The organism is Pseudomonas sp. TE12508, assembly GCF_056279485.1.
On the sequence record NZ_JBWCCN010000019.1, the window covers coordinates 77,811 to 94,858 of the forward strand.

At 60.1% G+C, this 17,048-nt stretch carries 14 protein-coding genes; 6 read left to right on the forward strand and 8 right to left on the reverse strand.

Features of this window, described 5'->3' with window-relative positions:
* The first annotated feature begins 2 nt into the window (after positions 1–2).
* Entirely contained in the window at positions 3–386 is a 384-nt protein-coding gene (locus ACZ9IM_RS24260) for a hypothetical protein (protein ID WP_476225146.1), read from the forward strand.
* A gap of 894 nt (positions 387–1,280) precedes the next feature.
* Positions 1,281–1,607, forward strand: a complete 327-nt coding sequence (locus ACZ9IM_RS24265; RefSeq protein ID WP_123497913.1) for a hypothetical protein — start codon at positions 1,281–1,283, stop codon at positions 1,605–1,607.
* Positions 1,608–1,753: 146 nt separating this feature from the next.
* Here ACZ9IM_RS24265 and ACZ9IM_RS24270 read toward each other — a convergent pair whose 3' ends face one another.
* Both ACZ9IM_RS24270 and ACZ9IM_RS24275 read right to left on the reverse strand, forming a co-directional pair.
* Entirely contained in the window at positions 1,754–3,346 is a 1,593-nt protein-coding gene (locus ACZ9IM_RS24270) for a DHA2 family efflux MFS transporter permease subunit (protein WP_476225149.1), read from the reverse strand.
* Positions 3,343–4,464 carry an HlyD family secretion protein gene (locus tag ACZ9IM_RS24275; RefSeq protein WP_476225151.1) on the reverse strand — a complete coding sequence of 374 codons (1,122 nt, stop codon included), beginning with the start codon at positions 4,462–4,464 and terminating at the stop codon, positions 3,343–3,345. The genes ACZ9IM_RS24270 and ACZ9IM_RS24275 overlap by 4 nt, the downstream gene beginning before the upstream one ends.
* Positions 4,465–4,753: 289 nt before the next feature.
* Between ACZ9IM_RS24275 and ACZ9IM_RS24280 the strand changes: the two genes are divergently transcribed.
* From ACZ9IM_RS24280 to ACZ9IM_RS24290, 3 genes are all read left to right on the forward strand, one after another.
* A complete protein-coding gene (locus tag ACZ9IM_RS24280; protein WP_007907700.1) occupies positions 4,754–5,254 on the forward strand; it encodes a sigma-70 family RNA polymerase sigma factor in 501 nt (166 codons plus the stop codon).
* Positions 5,255–5,294: 40 nt separating this feature from the next.
* Positions 5,295–6,269 carry a FecR family protein gene (locus ACZ9IM_RS24285; RefSeq protein ID WP_427624426.1) on the forward strand — a complete coding sequence of 325 codons (975 nt, stop codon included), beginning with the start codon at positions 5,295–5,297 and terminating at the stop codon, positions 6,267–6,269.
* Between the two features lie 97 nt (positions 6,270–6,366).
* Positions 6,367–8,790, forward strand: a complete 2,424-nt coding sequence (locus tag ACZ9IM_RS24290) for a TonB-dependent siderophore receptor (RefSeq protein ID WP_427624428.1) — start codon at positions 6,367–6,369, stop codon at positions 8,788–8,790.
* A gap of 114 nt (positions 8,791–8,904) precedes the next feature.
* On the opposite strand, the gene ACZ9IM_RS24295 is transcribed toward ACZ9IM_RS24290, so the two are convergent.
* Complete coding sequence (locus tag ACZ9IM_RS24295; protein WP_476225152.1) at positions 8,905–10,056, reverse strand: MFS transporter; 1,152 nt, start codon at positions 10,054–10,056, stop codon at positions 8,905–8,907.
* A 169-nt stretch (positions 10,057–10,225) separates the two neighbouring features.
* On the opposite strand from ACZ9IM_RS24295, the gene ACZ9IM_RS24300 reads away from it, so the two are divergent.
* Positions 10,226–11,215, forward strand: coding sequence for a diaminopimelate epimerase (locus tag ACZ9IM_RS24300; RefSeq protein WP_476225153.1), 990 nt, complete (start codon positions 10,226–10,228; stop codon positions 11,213–11,215).
* A 130-nt stretch (positions 11,216–11,345) separates the two neighbouring features.
* Here the strand turns inward: ACZ9IM_RS24300 and codA are convergent, their stop codons facing one another.
* From codA to ACZ9IM_RS24325, 5 genes are all read right to left on the reverse strand, one after another.
* On the reverse strand, positions 11,346–12,593 hold the full coding sequence (codA, locus tag ACZ9IM_RS24305) for a cytosine deaminase (RefSeq protein WP_427624437.1): 1,248 nt from the start codon (positions 12,591–12,593) through the stop codon (positions 11,346–11,348).
* A 13-nt stretch (positions 12,594–12,606) separates the two neighbouring features.
* Entirely contained in the window at positions 12,607–13,878 is a 1,272-nt protein-coding gene (codB, locus tag ACZ9IM_RS24310; RefSeq protein WP_192343261.1) for a cytosine permease, read from the reverse strand.
* 266 nt (positions 13,879–14,144) lie between these two features.
* The gene (locus tag ACZ9IM_RS24315) at positions 14,145–14,969 is read right to left on the reverse strand and encodes an alpha/beta fold hydrolase (protein WP_218399068.1); all 825 of its coding nucleotides are present in this window, start codon (positions 14,967–14,969) and stop codon (positions 14,145–14,147) included.
* 239 nt (positions 14,970–15,208) lie between these two features.
* Positions 15,209–15,565, reverse strand: a complete 357-nt coding sequence (gene queD / locus ACZ9IM_RS24320) for a 6-carboxytetrahydropterin synthase QueD (protein WP_003173033.1) — start codon at positions 15,563–15,565, stop codon at positions 15,209–15,211.
* A 255-nt stretch (positions 15,566–15,820) separates the two neighbouring features.
* Complete coding sequence (locus tag ACZ9IM_RS24325; protein ID WP_476225155.1) at positions 15,821–16,900, reverse strand: patatin-like phospholipase family protein; 1,080 nt, start codon at positions 16,898–16,900, stop codon at positions 15,821–15,823.
* Positions 16,901–17,048 lie beyond the last annotated feature (148 nt).

Genomic DNA, 17,048 nt, shown 5'->3' on the forward strand with positions numbered 1-17,048 from the left:
GTATGAAAATAACCATAGATCTCGTGATTCTTGTTGCCAAAGAAGTTTTAGTTGGGTTTTCAACCAGTGTCGGGGCCGCAATCGCAGTTTGGCGTGCTGCCCCACCGAAAGTTGGTGAACAGTATGATGTCGAATTAGAAATCAATGATGAGTTTGTTTGGGGAGAGAATGCTTGCTCTTCGCTCAATAACGCTCACTCTATTGGAGTGATGGATGGCATCGTAACTATGACGGGGACTTTGATTTCAAATGATATGGAGGGCGGCGCAGTTGTTGAAGTGGGTGGGTCAATAATATTTATTGAGTTGATTGGATGTGCGGAAGCTGATTCGGTGTTCGTGGATTTAAAGGTTAAGAATATAAATGTATTTCCGACAGGTATCTGAAGAGATTCAGCAGTTTTCAATTGGTGTCGAAAAAAATAGTTGGGAGGATGAACAGCTACAAATAAATCCGTCCACTTTTTGCTTTATGTCCAATTTAGAGTGAAAAATTCTTATTGATCTTGGAACTGGGCGGCCGTATATCCCTGCACTCTCTTATTTTTTGGGGTGTTTTGATATTTATGATCGTGAAGAGACTCTGGGTGGGGAATTGGAGGGGTTCGATCCTAATGATCCGACGGGCAGGGAGGAGCTAATTCTCAAATATTACCTACCCAGAAAGCGATCATATCGGCAAAGATTTTTACTCTACAAATGTCTGGAGGAAGCTCTTCAGGACAGAAATTATGATTTCCAATCATTGCTGAAGTATGACTCTGAGGTGTATTCATCATTTCCTGATAGGTGGGATAAGATGAAAAATACCAGGGCATTTTTTTAAGACGTTTTTCGCTTGGCAACTGTTGTGTGGGAAGACGACCTTCAAAAAGCCAGCCTTGAAGATCAATCCACTTGGACGACTATCGGTTAGTTACGTTGATGGTCGTACATGCTGCGAAATTTCTGGACAAGGTCGTCGGAAGTTTCCTTCAACTCGTATCGGTTTCCATGAACTGGTGCGAAATGTTTTCCATCGATAGTCTCTGGTGGTCACTGAAGATTCAGTGGCAGGGTGTAGGAACCCTTCAATACCGTTAGAGCTACATTGACGTCGATGCTTGGTTTGCGGCCGTTAACGTGCGTCCGTAATATCTGTTGCGGCGGCTATGCGCGGGCACGCTTCGGCGTGGTCGAGTTTTGCTCTAAGGGTCTCGATATTCCTACCCCGTGCATAGCTGCCACCCTAGCCTGTAGGAAGGCCTAAGGCAGCTCCATTTCTTCCTTGGAGCATCTCAAATGGAAAATCTTCACCCCGATCCACCCTACGAAAAACCAATTCCCCACCCCAAAAGCCGCTTCATGGCGCTCACCAGCAATTGCACCGACATGCCCACTCTGTTCGTCGATACCCACGCGCCGTTGGATATCCTGACCGACGCCGCCAGCTATCGAATTCGTGCCGTAACGCAGGTGCTCGAAAACATGTCCATGCGCGGCTCAGTCGAATGCGATTCGATGATTCTCAGTGACTTTGCCTTGCTCTGCGCCATTCCGTTACGGGATGGGTGCGATGTGCTGGATGTGATTGGGCGACGGTTGAGGGCGCAGTCAGCAGCGGATTAGTTTCAGAGATTTCGGGTGTCTGAGCCGGCGTATTCGCGGGCAAGCCTCGCTCCTACAGATTTTGTGTCGGGTGTAATTATTGCGAACGACGCAAGACCCTGTAGGAGAGCCAGGCTTTCCGCTTCGCGACCCAACGGGGGCAAGCCTTAATGAGCATCCGCACTCGGCGCGGCCGGTGGTTGCACCTTGCGCATCAAGGGCACCATCGCCGTGGCGAGGATGAAGCAGACCATGATCATCAGGAACGTGTCGCCATAAGTTTGCGTCTGCGCTTCGCGGTAGGTCAGCAGCCACAACTGACGCAGGCTGGCGGTGACGCCGATGTCACCGCTCTGGCCGAGGGCGGCGAAGTTATGGCCGACCTGGGACAGCCACTGATTCAGCGCTTCGTTGGTGCTGTTGAGGTTCTCCGCCAACCGGGTGAAGTGCAGGTTGGTGCGGTCATTGAGGATCGTGGCGCACGCGGCGATACCCATCGCGCCACCAAGGTTGCGCATCAGGTTGAACAACCCCGAAGCATGTTTGAGCCGCGCGGGCGCCAGTCCGCCGAGGGTCAGGGTCACCGCGGGCGGTACTGCCAGTTGTTGAGCGATCCCGCGCAAGGCTTGCGGCAGCATCAACTCTTTAGCTCCCCAGTCATGGGTGATCGGGCTGAAATCCCACATCGACAAGGCGAACAGCCCAAGGCCGGTCATCATGATCCAGCGCAGGTCGATGCGGTTGGCCAGAAAGGCGTACAGCGGAATCGCCAGAATCTGGAACACCCCGGTGGAAAAAACCGCCAAGCCAATGTCCAGCGCGCCGTAACCGCGCACCCGGCCGAGAAACAGTGGCGTCAGGTAAATCGTCGCGAACAGGCCGATCCCCGTGACGAATGAAAAGAAACAGCCGAGGGCGAAGTTGCGGTCTTTCAAGGCACGCAGATCGACGATCGGATTGGCCACGTGCAGGGTTCGACCGATGAAAGCCAATCCGGCCAGGCCGCTGATCCAGGCGGTGGTCAGAATCGTGCTGTCGCTGAACCAGTTCCAGCGCGGGCCTTCTTCGAGGGTGTATTCCAGGCAGCCGAGAAACACCGCCATGAACAGCATGCTCAGGTAGTCGGCGCCCTTGAGCAGCGACAATTCCGGCTGGTCGATTTTCACCAGCATCGGTACCGCCACCGCGACGAAAATCCCCGGCACCAGGTTGATGTAGAACAGCCAGTGCCAGGACGAAATGTCGGTGATCCAGCCACCGATCACCGGCCCCAGCGTCGGTGCCAGCGAGGCCACGGCGCCGATGGTTGCGGCGGCGATCACCCGTTGTTTACCGGTGAAGAAAAAGAACGCGGTGGTGAACACCAGCGGGATCATCGAACCACCGAGAAACCCTTGCAGGGCACGGAAGGCGATCATGCTCTGGATGTTCCATGCCGCGCCGCAGAGCAGGCTGGCCAAGGTGAAACCCACCGCCGAAGCGCAGAACAACCAACGGGTCGAGAACACCCGGGACAGCCAGCCCGACAGTGGAATCACGATGATTTCGGCGATCAGGTAACTGGTCTGCACCCACGCGGTTTCGTCGGTGCCGGCCGAGAGCCCGCCGCCGATGTCACGCAGCGACGCCGAGACGATCTGGATATCCAGCAGCGCAATGAACATGCCGATGCACATGGTGGCGAAGGCGAACACCTTGGTCGCCGTCGCCATGTTGGCGGCATTGAACGGCTGCGCAGGGGCGGCGAGGGCGCGGTTCATGGCGCGCTGGCCACGGTCGGGGTTTCAGGCTCGGCGCGGGTGTCCACTTCGGCCGTCACCGACAGACCGGGACGCAGATGACCGAGCACGCCGTCGGCCGGATCGAGCAGGATTCGCACCGGCACCCGCTGAACGATTTTGGTGAAATTGCCGGTGGCGTTTTCCGGTGGCAGCACGCTGAACTGCGAACCGCTGGCCGGCGCGAGGCTGTCCAGATGACCGTGGAATTCACGTCCCTTGAGCACGTCCGCATGAACGATCACGCGCTGGCCTGGCGTCATCCGCGACAGCTGATCTTCCTTGAAATTGGCATCGACCCATAGTCCGCTGGCCGGCACCACCGACAACAGTTGCGAACCGGCCTGAGCGTAAGCGCCGACCCGTGCCCGACGATTGCCGATCACGCCGTCGACGGGGGCTTTCAACTCGGTGTAACCGACGTTCAACTGCGCCAGATCACGCTCGGCCCGCGCCTGGATCAACGCGGCGCGCGCTTGCTGCTTCTGGGTTTCTATCACGTTCAACTGACGTTGCGCGGCCAGCAGTTCGGCCTGAGCCCGGGCACTCTGCGCCTGTGCAGTCTTGAAAGTGGCGTCGGCCCGTTGCGCGCTTTCCACCGAGACGGCATTGCTGTTCACCAGGCGTTTGTAGCGGGCGTTATCGTCCCGCGAGCGGGCCGTTTCGGCGCCGGTGGCATCGATGCCGGCGCGGGCCTGGCCGATCACCGCGTGTTGCAGTTGTTCGGTGGCGTCGAGGTTGGCGAGTAACGCTTCTTCGGCAGCCACCGCACCCTCGGCCTTTGCCAGGTTGGCGCGATAGTCGCGGGCGTCGAGCCGAATCAGCACATCGCCGGCCTTGACCTTCTGGTTGTCGGTGACCAGCACCTGTTCGATGTACCCCGCGACCTTCGGCCCGATCACCGTGACGTCGCCACCGATGTAGGCATCGTCGGTTTCTTCGATGAAACGGCCGGCGGTCCACCAATGGGTTGCGTACAGCCCGATAAACACCAGCGCCGCGATGGCCACCGTCAGCAAGAGCAGCCTTTTAAGCAGGGGAGGCTTGGGTGTGTTCATCGCGACAGCAAGGTCGGGTTCAGGGCTGGGCATGCTGGTCATAGAGAAGTACCTGTGAGAAATGATGCTTTATTATGGATGCAATATGACGCTAGTAATATTTTCTGGCAATGGGTTTAGGCTGCCGGTGGTCAGGTTGGCTTTGAGTTAGAGGACGCATCGCGGACTTCTTTTATCGAACGCCTTGGCCGCCCGCCCTCGTTTTTTGATACTGATTCAACATCCCATCCAGTCTTCCGACGGGGTCACAACACGGGGGATCGAGGGAATCCATTGCTTCCGGTTAATAGGAAGCATTACTATTCGCGCCTCATCTCCACAGCACACCGCAATGACCCCCAAGCTGCCCCGCAGACACGGCTTTTTCGAGCATTACGAAGAGTTGATCGGCACCTGGACCCGTCGCCTGAGAAATCGTCAGCAGGCCGAGGACCTGGCCCACGACACCTTCGTGCGGGTGCTTGAGTCCGATTCGGCGGCGGTGCAACAACCTCGGGCGTATTTGCACCAGACCGCGCGCAATATTGCGGTGGACGGTTATCGGCGTGAGGATCGGCGGGGCGCCATGGAGTCGGAGGCGATTGATCACAGTGTGTCGTCGTCCGGCGACCCGGAGCATTTCATGCACGCGATCCAGTTGGCCGATTCCATCGAACGGGCGCTCACCGAGCTGCCGGTCAACTGCCGCAAGGTGTTCGTCTGGCAGAAGATCGAAGGCCTGACCCAGGCCGAAATCGCCGAACGCTTGGGGCTGTCCAAGAACATGGTGGAAAAGTATATGATCCGCACCCTGCGGCATTTGCGTGATCGCCTGGACGGGTTACAGCCATGATTCGCCGCGCCTTCTCATCCCCAGCCCAACAGGACTTTCCATGATGGATACTCGTGATTGTGCGTGCGGGCAAACAACGGTTCGCGACGACGCGGCGCGGTGGTTTGTGCGTTTGCAGGAGCCTGCCGTCAACGCCGAAGAACAGCGTGGCTTCGAGAGCTGGCTGGACGAACACCCTCAGCATCGCGACGAATATCAAATGCTCCAGAGCCTGTGGGCGGCAGCCGATCTGCTGCCGGCCAAGCGTTTGCACGCCTTGTGCGAAACTTCGCCGGCCCGCGGCAAACGTCGTCCGCTGGTGCGTTATGCGGTGGCCGCCAGTGTGTTGGCGGTGGCGCTTGGCCTGGGGCTGTTCAGTGGCTTGAACCCTCCGGCGACCTACACGGCTGAGTATTCCACGGCCCTTGGCGAACGTCGTCATGTGGCGTTGCCGGACGGTTCGGTGATTGATCTGAACAGCCGTAGCCGGGTGCAGGTGCGCTATGAAAAAGATCGTCGCGGCATCGAGTTGACGCAAGGCGAGGCGATGTTCAGCGTCGAGCACGATAGCAGCCGACCGTTCGTGGTCGAGGCGGGTAGCGGCAAAGTGACTGTCACCGGCACCCGTTTCGACGTGCGTCGCGACAGCACCGAAACCCGCGTCGTCGTAGAACAGGGCACGGTCAAGGTTCAAGGTGACGGCGCTGATTTCATCAGCCTCACCGCCGGCCTCGGTACTCGCGTCAATGCCCAGGGCATTGTCGCCGCCGCTTATGCGGTCAACCCTGCAGAACTGACCGCATGGCGCAGCGGCAAACTGGTGTTCAACAACGCCAGCCTCAGCGAGGTGGCCGAAGAGGTGTCGCGCTATCGGCAAAAACCGCTGACGGTCGGCAGCGCCAAAGTGGGTAATCTGCGCCTGACCAGTGTGTTCAAATCCGACAACACCGACGCGCTGCTCAAGGCCTTGCCGAGCATTCTGCCGGTGGCCATTCGGACCCTCGATGACGGCAGTCAGGAAATAATTGCCCGATAGATTCAGGTTTTTTTCGAGTTCTTCGTCTTCTTGTCCAACTGCAACTGGTTTGCATTAACAGCCGCACACTTTTGCGATCCACAGGACAATGTTCGACGTGAAGAAAACCACCGCTAAAAATAACAAATCATCCTGGCTGCCCCTCGCTCTCGCCTTGGCGGTCAGCTCGGCGCTGCCCCAGGCGTTCGCTGCGGATACCATTCATATTCAGGCGCAGCCGTTGGGCCAGGCCTTGAGTCAGCTGGGCCAGCAAACCTCGCTGCAGGTTTTTTTCAGCCCTGAACTGGTGGCCGGCAAACAAGCCCCGGCGGTCGACGGCAATCTCTCGCCGGAACAAGCCTTGCGCCAATTGCTGCAAGGCAGCGGCCTGCAATACCAGATCGATGAAGGCTCGGTGACCCTGATGCCAGCCCCGACTTCCGCCGCCAACGGTCCGCTGGAGTTGGGCGTGACGGACATCAAAGTGGTCGGCGACTGGCTCGGTGATGCCGACGCCGCCGTGGTGCAAAACCATCCCGGCGCGCGCACGGTGATCCGTCGTGAAGCCATGGTCGAGCAGGGCGCGATGAACGTTGGTGATGTGTTGCGTCGTGTACCCGGCGTGCAAGTGCAGGATGCCAACGGCACCGGCGGCAGCGATATTTCCCTGAACGTTGGCGTGCGTGGCCTGACCTCACGCCTGTCGCCACGCTCCACTGTGCTGATCGACGGCGTGCCGGCGGCCTTCGCCCCTTATGGCCAGCCGCAGCTGTCCATGGCGCCGATTTCCTCCGGCAACCTCGACAGCATCGACGTGGTGCGCGGCGCCGGTTCCGTGCGTTATGGACCGCAGAACGTCGGTGGCGTGATCAACTTCGTTACCCGCGCGATCCCGGAGAAAGCCACCGGTGAAATCGGCACCACCCTGGAAACCACTCAGCGCGGTGGCTGGAAACACATCGACACCGCGTTTCTCGGTGGCACCGCCGATAACGGCATGGGCGTGGCGCTGTTGTATTCCGGGGTGAACGGCAACGGTTATCGTAAAAGCAACAACAGCAATGACATCGACGACGTGATCCTCAAGACCCATTGGGCACCCACCGATCAGGACGATTTCAGCCTCAATTTCCATTACTACGACGCCAGCGCCGACATGCCCGGCGGCCTGACGCAGAAGCAGTACGATGCCGATCCGTTCCAGTCCGATCGTGACCATGACAACTTCAGCGGCCGTCGCAAGGATGTGTCCTTCAAGTGGATTCGGCAGATCGACGACCGCACCCAGGCCGAAGTGCTGACCTACTATTCCGACAGTTTCCGTGGCAGCACCATCGCCGCTCGCGACCAGAAAACCCTCAGCTCCTATCCGCGTACTTATTACACCTTCGGCATCGAACCGCGGGTGTCCCATGTATTCGATCTGGGCCCGACCACTCAGGAAGCCAGCGTCGGTTATCGCTACCTGAAAGAGGGCATGCATGAAGAGGCGAGCCGCCTGGCGCTGGTGAACAATCAGCCGGTGGTCACCAAAACCTCCGATGGTCATGTGTTCCAGGACCGCACCGGCGGCACCGAAGCCCACGCCGTGTACATCGATGACAAGATCGACGTCGGCAACTGGACCGTGACCCCCGGCATCCGTTTTGAAAGCATCAGCACCGAATGGCACGACCGACCGGTTCTCGACACCGCCGGCAAACCTGTGCAGGAAAAACGCCGCAGCATCGACAGCAACGAACCGCTGCCGGCCCTGAGCGTGATGTATCACATGTCCGAGGCCTGGAAGCTGTTCGCCAACTACGAAACCTCGTTCGGCAGCCTGCAATATTTCCAGCTCGGTCAGGGTGGTTCGGGTGACAACACCGCCAATGGCCTGAACCCGGAAAAGGCCAAGACCTACGAGATCGGTACGCGCTACAACGATGACGTGTGGGGCGGGGAAGTGACGCTGTTCTACATCGACTTCGATAAAGAACTGCAATACATCAGCAACGATGTGGGCTGGACCAACCTCGGCGCCACCACGCACCAGGGCCTTGAAGCCTCGGTGCACTACGACATGGCGGCACTGGACCCACGGCTCGACGGCCTGACCGCCAACGCCGGTTTCACCTACACACGCGCCGTTTATGAAGGCGAGATTCCAGGCTTCAAGGGCCGTGACCTACCGTTCTACTCGCGTCAGGTGGCGACTGCCGGGCTGCGTTACGACATCAACCGCTGGACCTACAACCTCGATGCCTTTGCCCAGTCCAAACAGCGCTCGCCGGGCACCGCGGTGAACGCTGATGGCAGCTTCAGCGGCAACTACATCACCGAAGGCAGCGCGGACGGCCAGTACGGCGACATCCCGGGTTACGTCACCTGGAACGTGCGTGGCGGGTATGACTTTGGCTCGCAACTGTCGAACCTGAAAGTCGGGGCAGGGGTGAAGAACATCTTCGACAAGCAGTACTTCACCCGCTCCAGCGACAACAACTCGGGGATGTACGTCGGCGCACCGCGTACGTTCTTTGTGCAGGCCAGCGTCGGGTTCTGATTGACCGAGGTGAATTCATCGCGAGCAGGCTCGCTCCCACAATAAATCTTCGGTGAACACAAGATTTGTGTACGACGCAGATCAAATGTGGGAGCGGGCTTGCCCGCGATGCTTTTAAACTTTCAACACCTTCCCGCCAATCGCCACGGCCACCAGCAACACCGCCATCAACCCAAAGGCAAAACTCAAGCTGCTGCCGTGGGCGATAAAGCCGATCACTGCAGGCCCGGCGAGAATGCCTGCATAACCCAGAGTGGTGATGGCCGGCACGGCGATGCTTTCCGGCATGACGGTCTGTTTGCCCACGGCGGTATAGAGCACCGGCACAATGTTTGAACAGCCAGCGCCCAGCAACGCATACCCCACCAGTGCCGCTTCCCAGCTCGGGGCAAATGTCGCCAGCGCCAGGCCCGCCGCGGCCGTCAGCCCACCGAACACAATCACCCGCGTATAACCAAGACGCCGAACAATTCTGTCGCCGGTCAAGCGCCCGACGGTCATGGTCAGCGCAAACGCCGCATAACCCAGCCCGGCATACGCCGTGTCGATCCCGCGCTCCTGCGCCAGGAACACCGCGCTCCAGTCGAGCGCCGCGCCTTCGGCCAGGAACACAATGAAGCACATCCCGCCGATAAACAGCACGATGCCATGGGGCACGGCGAATGCCGGGCCGGAGCTTTCACTGCCGTAAGGCAACAGGTGCGGCGCGGCTTTAAGCAATGCCAGCACTAGAATCACGATCACCACCAACATCGCCCCCAGCGGCGAAAAACCCAAACCGAGCAGGGCGCTGACACCCGCCGCGCCGACGATCCCGCCGAGGCTGAACAGCCCATGAAAACCCGACATCATGGTCTTGCCGCTGACCCGCTCGACGATCACCGCTTGCAGGTTCACCGTCGAATCCACCGTGCCCAGGCCCGCGCCGAACATGAACAACGCCGCGATCAACGCCGGAATCGTAGACACCGTCGCCAACAGCGGCAGTGCCGCACAGATCAACAAGGTGCCGCCGCTCAACACCCGACGGCAGCCGAAGCGCGTCGCCAGAATCCCGGCCATCGGCATCGCCAGAATCGAGCCCACCCCCAGACACAACAGCAACAGCCCAAGGGTTCCTTCATCCAGCCCGGCCCGCGCCTTGGCGTAAGGCACCAACGGCGCCCAGGCCGCGATGCCGAAGCCTGCGATGAAAAAGGCGATGCGGGTGGACATCTGTTCCAGACGTCCGGGGACGAAGGTCGCTTGGGTGTTGAGGTTGGTCATATCGATCCTTGGCAAAAAACGTCGCGTCCCCAAGGGACATTGAACAACCGCAAAGGGTTCGATCATCACGTCCGGGCGGGGGAGCAGTCAGGCAGGGTGACATCCTTGCACAGCCGGCCGCTGTTTCGCGATATCGTCGACACATCAATTGTTCATAGAGAGGGGCGCCATGACGCGGATGTACGATGCTCGGGGCAATATCTATGCGGTGGTGGCGCCTGACGCCCTGCGCGGCAGCGGTATAGAGCTGCCTGAACAGGCCTGCCGTGCCGCGCAAATCCGGGAAACCTGGGCGTTGTCGGCCATCGAGGCATTCTGCGGCTGGGCTCCCGGGACACAACCACCCGGCAGCAAGGCGCATCGTTGCGATGGTCTGCTGGTGGGGCCGTTTCAATCGTCGCCGCCGTTTGACCTGCTGATCGTCAACACCGACGGCAGCCTGGCCGAGCGCAGTGGCAACGGCCTGACGATTTTTTCCCAGGCCCTGAGTGAACAAGGGCTGATGCCGGAAGAGGCCTGTCAGCTGCGGGTTCATCACGACAAGAGCGACGCGGTTTCGCCGGTGGAGACTTCAGTGAAACCCGCTGAAATCGATGGTGTGCAAGGGTTCTGGCTGGATTTGGGAAAGCCTTCGTTCGGGCCGCAAGCGGTGGGTGCGCGCGAGGTTGAACGCGTGACGCTGAATGATCGTGAAGTCAGCCATGTGCAGCCGTTGTCAGCGCTTGATCCTGCCTGGAGCCGGAGCCAGTTTGTGCGCATCGGCAATCCGCATTGCGTGACGCTGCTGGCGAATGCCGACGCGTTGCCGAGCAATGAGCAGATGCGTGAGCCGCCATTGGCGCAAGGCTTGATGCGTATTGCCTATGCCATGCCGACCGGGGCAGGGCAGCCGTGTCCGGCGGGTGTGAATCTGCAATGGGCGATGCTTGAATCCGAGGGCCGAATCGTTGCACGGGTGTTCGAGCGTGGCGAAGGGCCGACCGCCTCGTCGGGCACCAGCGCCAGTGCGGTGGCGTGTGCGGCGTGGCGAGTGGGTTGGGTGGCGGCCGGGGCAGTGAAGGTGGTCATGCTTGGCGGCACGGCGCCGATTTTGCTGGAAGAAGTGGATGGTGAATTGAGTCGGGTGAGGTTGTTTGGTACGGCGCGGTTGATGGGTTGAAATTTAGATCGCCATCGCGAGCAGGCTCGCTCCCACAGTGGATCGTTGTGTACACAAATACCGTGTCCACCGAAGATCTAATGTGGGAGCGAGCCTGCTCGCGATGGCGTCAGCCCAGACAACCTGAACTTCAGCTCAGATCGCTGAAAAAATCCACCACCGGCATCTGCCGCTTCATCAACACCTTGCCCCCGCGAACCGAGTACAGCGGCAGGCCCTGGCTGCGGATCACCTCATAATCGCTGTCCGCCGACAGAATCAGCAGATTCGCCGGCCGTCCTTGTTCCAGCCCATAGCGATCACCCAGGTTCATGGCCTTGGCACTGTTGTCGGTCACCAGATCCAGCGCGCTCTGCAGATTGCGATAACCGAGCATGTGGCAGATGTGCAAACCAGCCTCGAGCACCCGCAGGATGTTGCCGTTACCCAGCGGATACCACGGGTCGACAATCGAATCCTGGCCGAAGCACACATTCATCCCCGCTTCGAGCAACTCATTCACCCGAGTCACGCCACGGCGTTTCGGGAAGCTGTCGAAGCGTCCTTGCAGGTGAATGCTTTCGGTGGGGCAGGAGACAAAGCTGATCCCCGAATGCCCGAGCAGCCGAAAGAGCTTGGCGCAGTACGCGTTGTCGTAGGAGCCCATGGCCGTGGTGTGGCTGGCGGTGACGCGCGAACCCATGTCGCGGCTGCGGGCCTCTTCGGCCAGCACTTCAAGGAAACGTGAGTGCGGGTCGTCGGTTTCGTCGCAATGCACGTCCACCAGGCAACCGGTGCGTTCGGCCAGGTCCATGAGGAACTTCACCGAGCTCACGCCCTGATCTCGGGTGTATTCGAAATGCGGAATGCCCCCGACCACATCGGCGCCCAGGCGGATCGCCTCTTCCATCAGCTCCCGACCGTTGCGGTACGACTCGATGCCTTCCTGAGGGAACGCGACGATTTGCAGGTCGATCAGATGACGGCTTTCTTCGCGGACTTCGAGCATTGCCTTGAGCGCGGTCAGCTCCGGGTCAGTGACGTCGACGTGGGTGCGCACATGCTGGATGCCGTGGGCGGCGAGGGTCTGGATGGTCTTCTTGGCGCGGGTCTTGGTGTCTTCGTGGGTGATGGTGGCCTTGCGTTCGCCCCAGCACTCGATGCCTTCGAACAGCGTGCCGCTCATATTCCAGCGCGGCTCGCCGGCGGTCAGGGTGGCGTCGAGGTGAATGTGCGGCTCGACGAAGGGCGGTACCACCAGATTACCGCCGGCGTCCAGGTCGTCAGGCCCCAGTGATGGGGCTTCGGTTTGCCGGGCGATGCTGTGAATCAGGCCGTTTTCCAGGTGCAACTCATGCAGGCCTTCTTGGTTGCGCAGACGGGCGTTGATGATGTGCATCAGGCAATCCTTCTTATAGATCTTGGAGTGGCGCGTCGGCGGTACGGGCACCCAGTACGCCGGTCAATAACACATACGTTAGCGCGGCAGCGGCAATCCCTACCAGCGGCGCGACCCATGGCGAGTTGAAGGCGGCGACCGTGCCGACCGCATAGGCAGTCAGGCCAGACCAGTTGAACGCGGGCAATTGCGTATCCGCCAGGCGGGGATAGTGACCCCGATAGCGGAAGAAAAAGTCCGCCATGATCACCCCGCCAATCGGCGGAATCACCGTGCCCAGCAGAATCAGGTAAGGCACCAGCATGTCGTACATGCCCAGCAGGGCCAGCAGCGTGCCGATCACCGCGCCGGCCAGGGTCACGGTTTTGCGACGGTCGGTGCGCAGCAGGTTGCAGCCAGCGACGGCGAAGTTGTAGATGGTGTTGTCCTGAGTACTCCAGATGTTGAGCAGCAACATCGCCATCGCGGCCATGGCGAAGCCTTGCAACAGCAGCACTTCGACCACATCCGGTTGCTGATAGACGATGGCGCCGTAGGCACCGATTAGCACCATCAGACCGTTGCCGACGAAGAAGCCGATCAGGCTCGCCAATACCGCCACCCGCGCCGAACGGGAGAAGCGTGTCCAGTTGGTGGCTTGCGTCGCACCGCTGACGAATGTGCCGAACACCAGGGTAATCGCGGTCGACCAATCCAGCGTCCCTGTCGGAACCACCGCGAGCAAGCCCTCGAGACCGCCGACCTTCACCGTCGCGACCCACATCGACAGCATCAGCAGCAACATCATGGCCGGCACGGCGATGTACGACAGAATCTCCAACCCGCGATAGCCGATGTAGGCCGTGGCACAGAAGCCCAGGCCGAACAGCACCATCAACCCGAGAACCGTGCCCTCGCTCAGTTCGAAATATTTTCCCAGCACCACTGCCGCCGTCGCGGTGCCCCAGGCATACCAGCCAATTTGGGTGAAGCCGAGGATCAGATCGCTGAGTTTGCTGCCCACTTCACCAAAGCAGAAACGTCCCATCAGCACCGAGTTCAGGCCGCTCTTGAAGGCGATGTAGCCCAGCCCAGCGGCGTAGATCCCCAGCAGCAGATTGCCGACGATAATCACCGCCATCATCTCGCCGAAACTGAACGCCACACCGAGCTTGCCGCCGGCAAACATGGTCGCGGTGAAGAAGGTAAAACCCAGTAGCACCATGGCGGTGGAGGCTAGTCCCTTGCGAGCATGCATAGGGACTTCGCTGAGGGGGTAATCGTTGCCCGAATCGTTCTGCGTCATATGGCGTTCCTTGCTGGATGGAGGACGCGGGGGGTGTTGCAGTGCTCGTGCCAAGCGTGGGGTGGCGTAGTTATTTATAGCCGAGCCGACGGAGTTGGCCCGCAGAGAGGCACGAAAGCGGTGCGGGGTTGAGTCAAATTGGAACATTTGTTGATCGTTCCCACGCTCTGCGTGGGAACGCAGCGCGGGACGCTCCGCGTCCATTCCGAGGCGGACGCAGAGCGCCCATTGAGGCGTTCCCACGCAGAGCGTGGGAACGATCATCATCAACCGGCCAACGGCAAAAACCGCAGCAGCGCCGCCACAATCACCTCCGGCGCATCCTCCTGAACCAGATGCCCGGCATTCGCAATGGCATGAAACTGCGACCCGGCAATCATCTGTTGCAGCGCCCGGCCGCGCTCGATGGGAATCCACTGATCGTCCTCTCCCCAAAGAATCTGCACCGGGCAGCGAACCGTCGGATACAGCCCTTCGACCTCGCGGGTATAACGTTCATCCATCTGCGCGATCTGCCGATAGAACGCTGCTTGCCCAGGCTCCCCAAGCCATGGCCGCACATAGGGCGCCAGCTCTTGATCGGGAATCTCGCGCTTGATCGCGCCGCGAATATAGGCCGGCACAATCGCCTGCTGAATGTAATCGGGCAATCCGCTGAATGCGGCTTCATGCTGACGCACATGCTGCACGAATGGCGAACCCCAGGGCGACAGCGCCACTGGATCGATCAGCGTCAGGCTGCGGTAATCCTTGCCATTGAGCAGATGCGCGCGCAACGCGGTGGCGCCGCCGAAATCGTGGGCCACCACGTCTGGCCGTTGCAGGCCCCAGTGCTCCAGCAACTGCGCCAACAGTTGGTTTTGTACGCCCAACGACACATCGCCGTCGGGCTGTGTGGATTGCCCGTAACCCAGCAGATCGAAGTAGTGCACCCGGTGCGTGGTGATGAAGTGCGGCGCAATCCGGTGCCATACATAAGAAGAGAAGGGCGTGCCATGCACGAACACCAGCGGCGGACCGTCGCCACGTACGGCGTAGCGCACGGAGTGCCCATTGAAACGATAGGTCTGAGCCAGCGGCCAGTCAGCCATGGGAGCGTCCTCTTGGCATGTGCGAGCCAAGAAGCATAAGCATAAAAAAACAGCCATTGAAGGCTGTTTCTCTATTCACTGACGAAACGCAGTTGCCCCTTGTGGGAGCCCTGTGGCGAGGGGGCTTGCCCCCGTTTGAGTGCGTAGCACTCACAAGATCTTTGGTGTATCAGAGATTTTAGGGCTGCTTCGCAACCCAACGGGGGCAAGCCCCCTCGCCACAGAATCTCCCTCGGGGGTTACTCACCGCGATAGATGCAACCGCTGGTGCAGGTCTCGTGGATGCGAATCGCGCTGAGTTCCGGCAGCAGGGGCTTCAATTCATTCCAGATCCACTTGGCCAGCACTTCGCTGGTCGGGTTTTCCAGGCCGGGAATGTCGTTCAGGTAGTTGTGGTCCAGGCGCTCGTAGAGCGGCTTGAAGATCGCCTTGATTTCCGAGAAGTCGCGGATCCAGCCGGTGTGCGGATCGAGGTCGCCGCTCAGGTGAATCGCCACTTTGAACGAGTGACCGTGCAGGCGACCGCACTTGTGGCCGTCCGGCACGTGGGGCAGGCGGTGGGCGGACTCGAAGGTAAACTCTTTGAAGATTTCCACAGTGATGTTCAGCTCTGTCAGGTGGCGATCGCCGCGGCGATAGGGGCAGGTGGCGAGTTTACCAGCTTGTGTTTGGCGATGCGGGAAAACACTGACCAGTGTCCTGTCTCACCAATACGTTCCTCTTTTGGCGAGTGGCTGTTGTCGTCAGGCAAGGCGCCGCGACGAGTCATAGCCCGCTATGGCGAGGAGCGGCAACGCAGCATGGCGACAACAGCCACCGTCAAAAAGGAACAGTATTAGCGAGACAGGGCACTAGAGGGTCAGCAAGCGCTCGCCGAGGCGACCGTTGGCGGTCAGTTCGAGAAACTCGTCACCTAGCCTGCGGCTTTCATCCATCGTCACGCGCCAGTACTTTTGCCGGCTCGGGGCGTCGCCCATGAAGCGCTTGAAATCGTTACGGTCCGGCAGTTTGCCGAAGGGCAGGCGCGCCAGATATTCCTTTGACGGCGCCAGCAGCAGAACATCCTGCAAGCGCGCAGGACAGGCGCGGCGCCACGGCAGGGTCTTGTCGAACCAGCCGGGGATCACTCGATCAGTGAAGTGCGGATACAGCACAATGTCGTTGCCGCTGTAGGGCAGGTCGAGGTGATAGTCCAGCAGTCCGCCATCGCGAAACGTCCCGGCACCGGCGCCCGGCAGGTCACGCACGCCTTGCATGACCATCGGGATCGAACCCGAGGCGAGCAGGGCCTGGCGCAGGTTGCCGGTATCCAGCGCAACGAAGCGCGACGGGAAGTCATTCAGCGCGTTGACCGGTGGCGCCAGACGCGGGTCATGGATGATCAGCCGCTCGAAATGCCGCGACAGCCGCGCCCGTCCGCGCAGGTTGTCGGCGATCACCGATGACAGGCCCAGCCCCAGCCGACCGCGATGATCGTCCGCCAGCAGGCCATGGCTTTTGACCACCATGATGTTCAGTCGGTAGTGGGCGTTGTCCAGAATCGAGGCATCGCGGCCGTCGAGCAAGTCATCGAGCATGCGTCGGGAACTCTGGCTGATCTGCGCCATGGTCACACCCTTGGCGAAATTCTGCTCGGTGTACAGATGACCGAGGCGGCGGATGCCTTCGGCGGCATCCGGCAAGCAGGCGCTGGCGAACCGCCAGGAACCCACCGAGGCGCCGATCAGCGAACGCTCCCGGGGCGCCGCCGGCAGCCATTCGCCGAACAGCGCCAGATCCAGCCCCTGAATCCCCAACGCCTTCGGGCCACCGGCGGCGCCCGGCAGCGTGCCCACATCCGCGGCGCTCAAGCCATCGGCACGGATGCGCGCCAGGGCACGCGGGCCGGCCTTGAGCGTCAGGGAAGGGAACTTGATGTGGATCGCGGTCATACCGGTCTCGATGTCTGGCAGGCGGGGGATTATGTGGGAGCGGGCTTGCTCGCGAAAGCGGTATAACAATCGACATATTTGTTGAATGTTAAGCGCCCCCGATCAATGTAGGAGCTGCCGAAGGCTGCGATCTTTTGATTTTGATTTT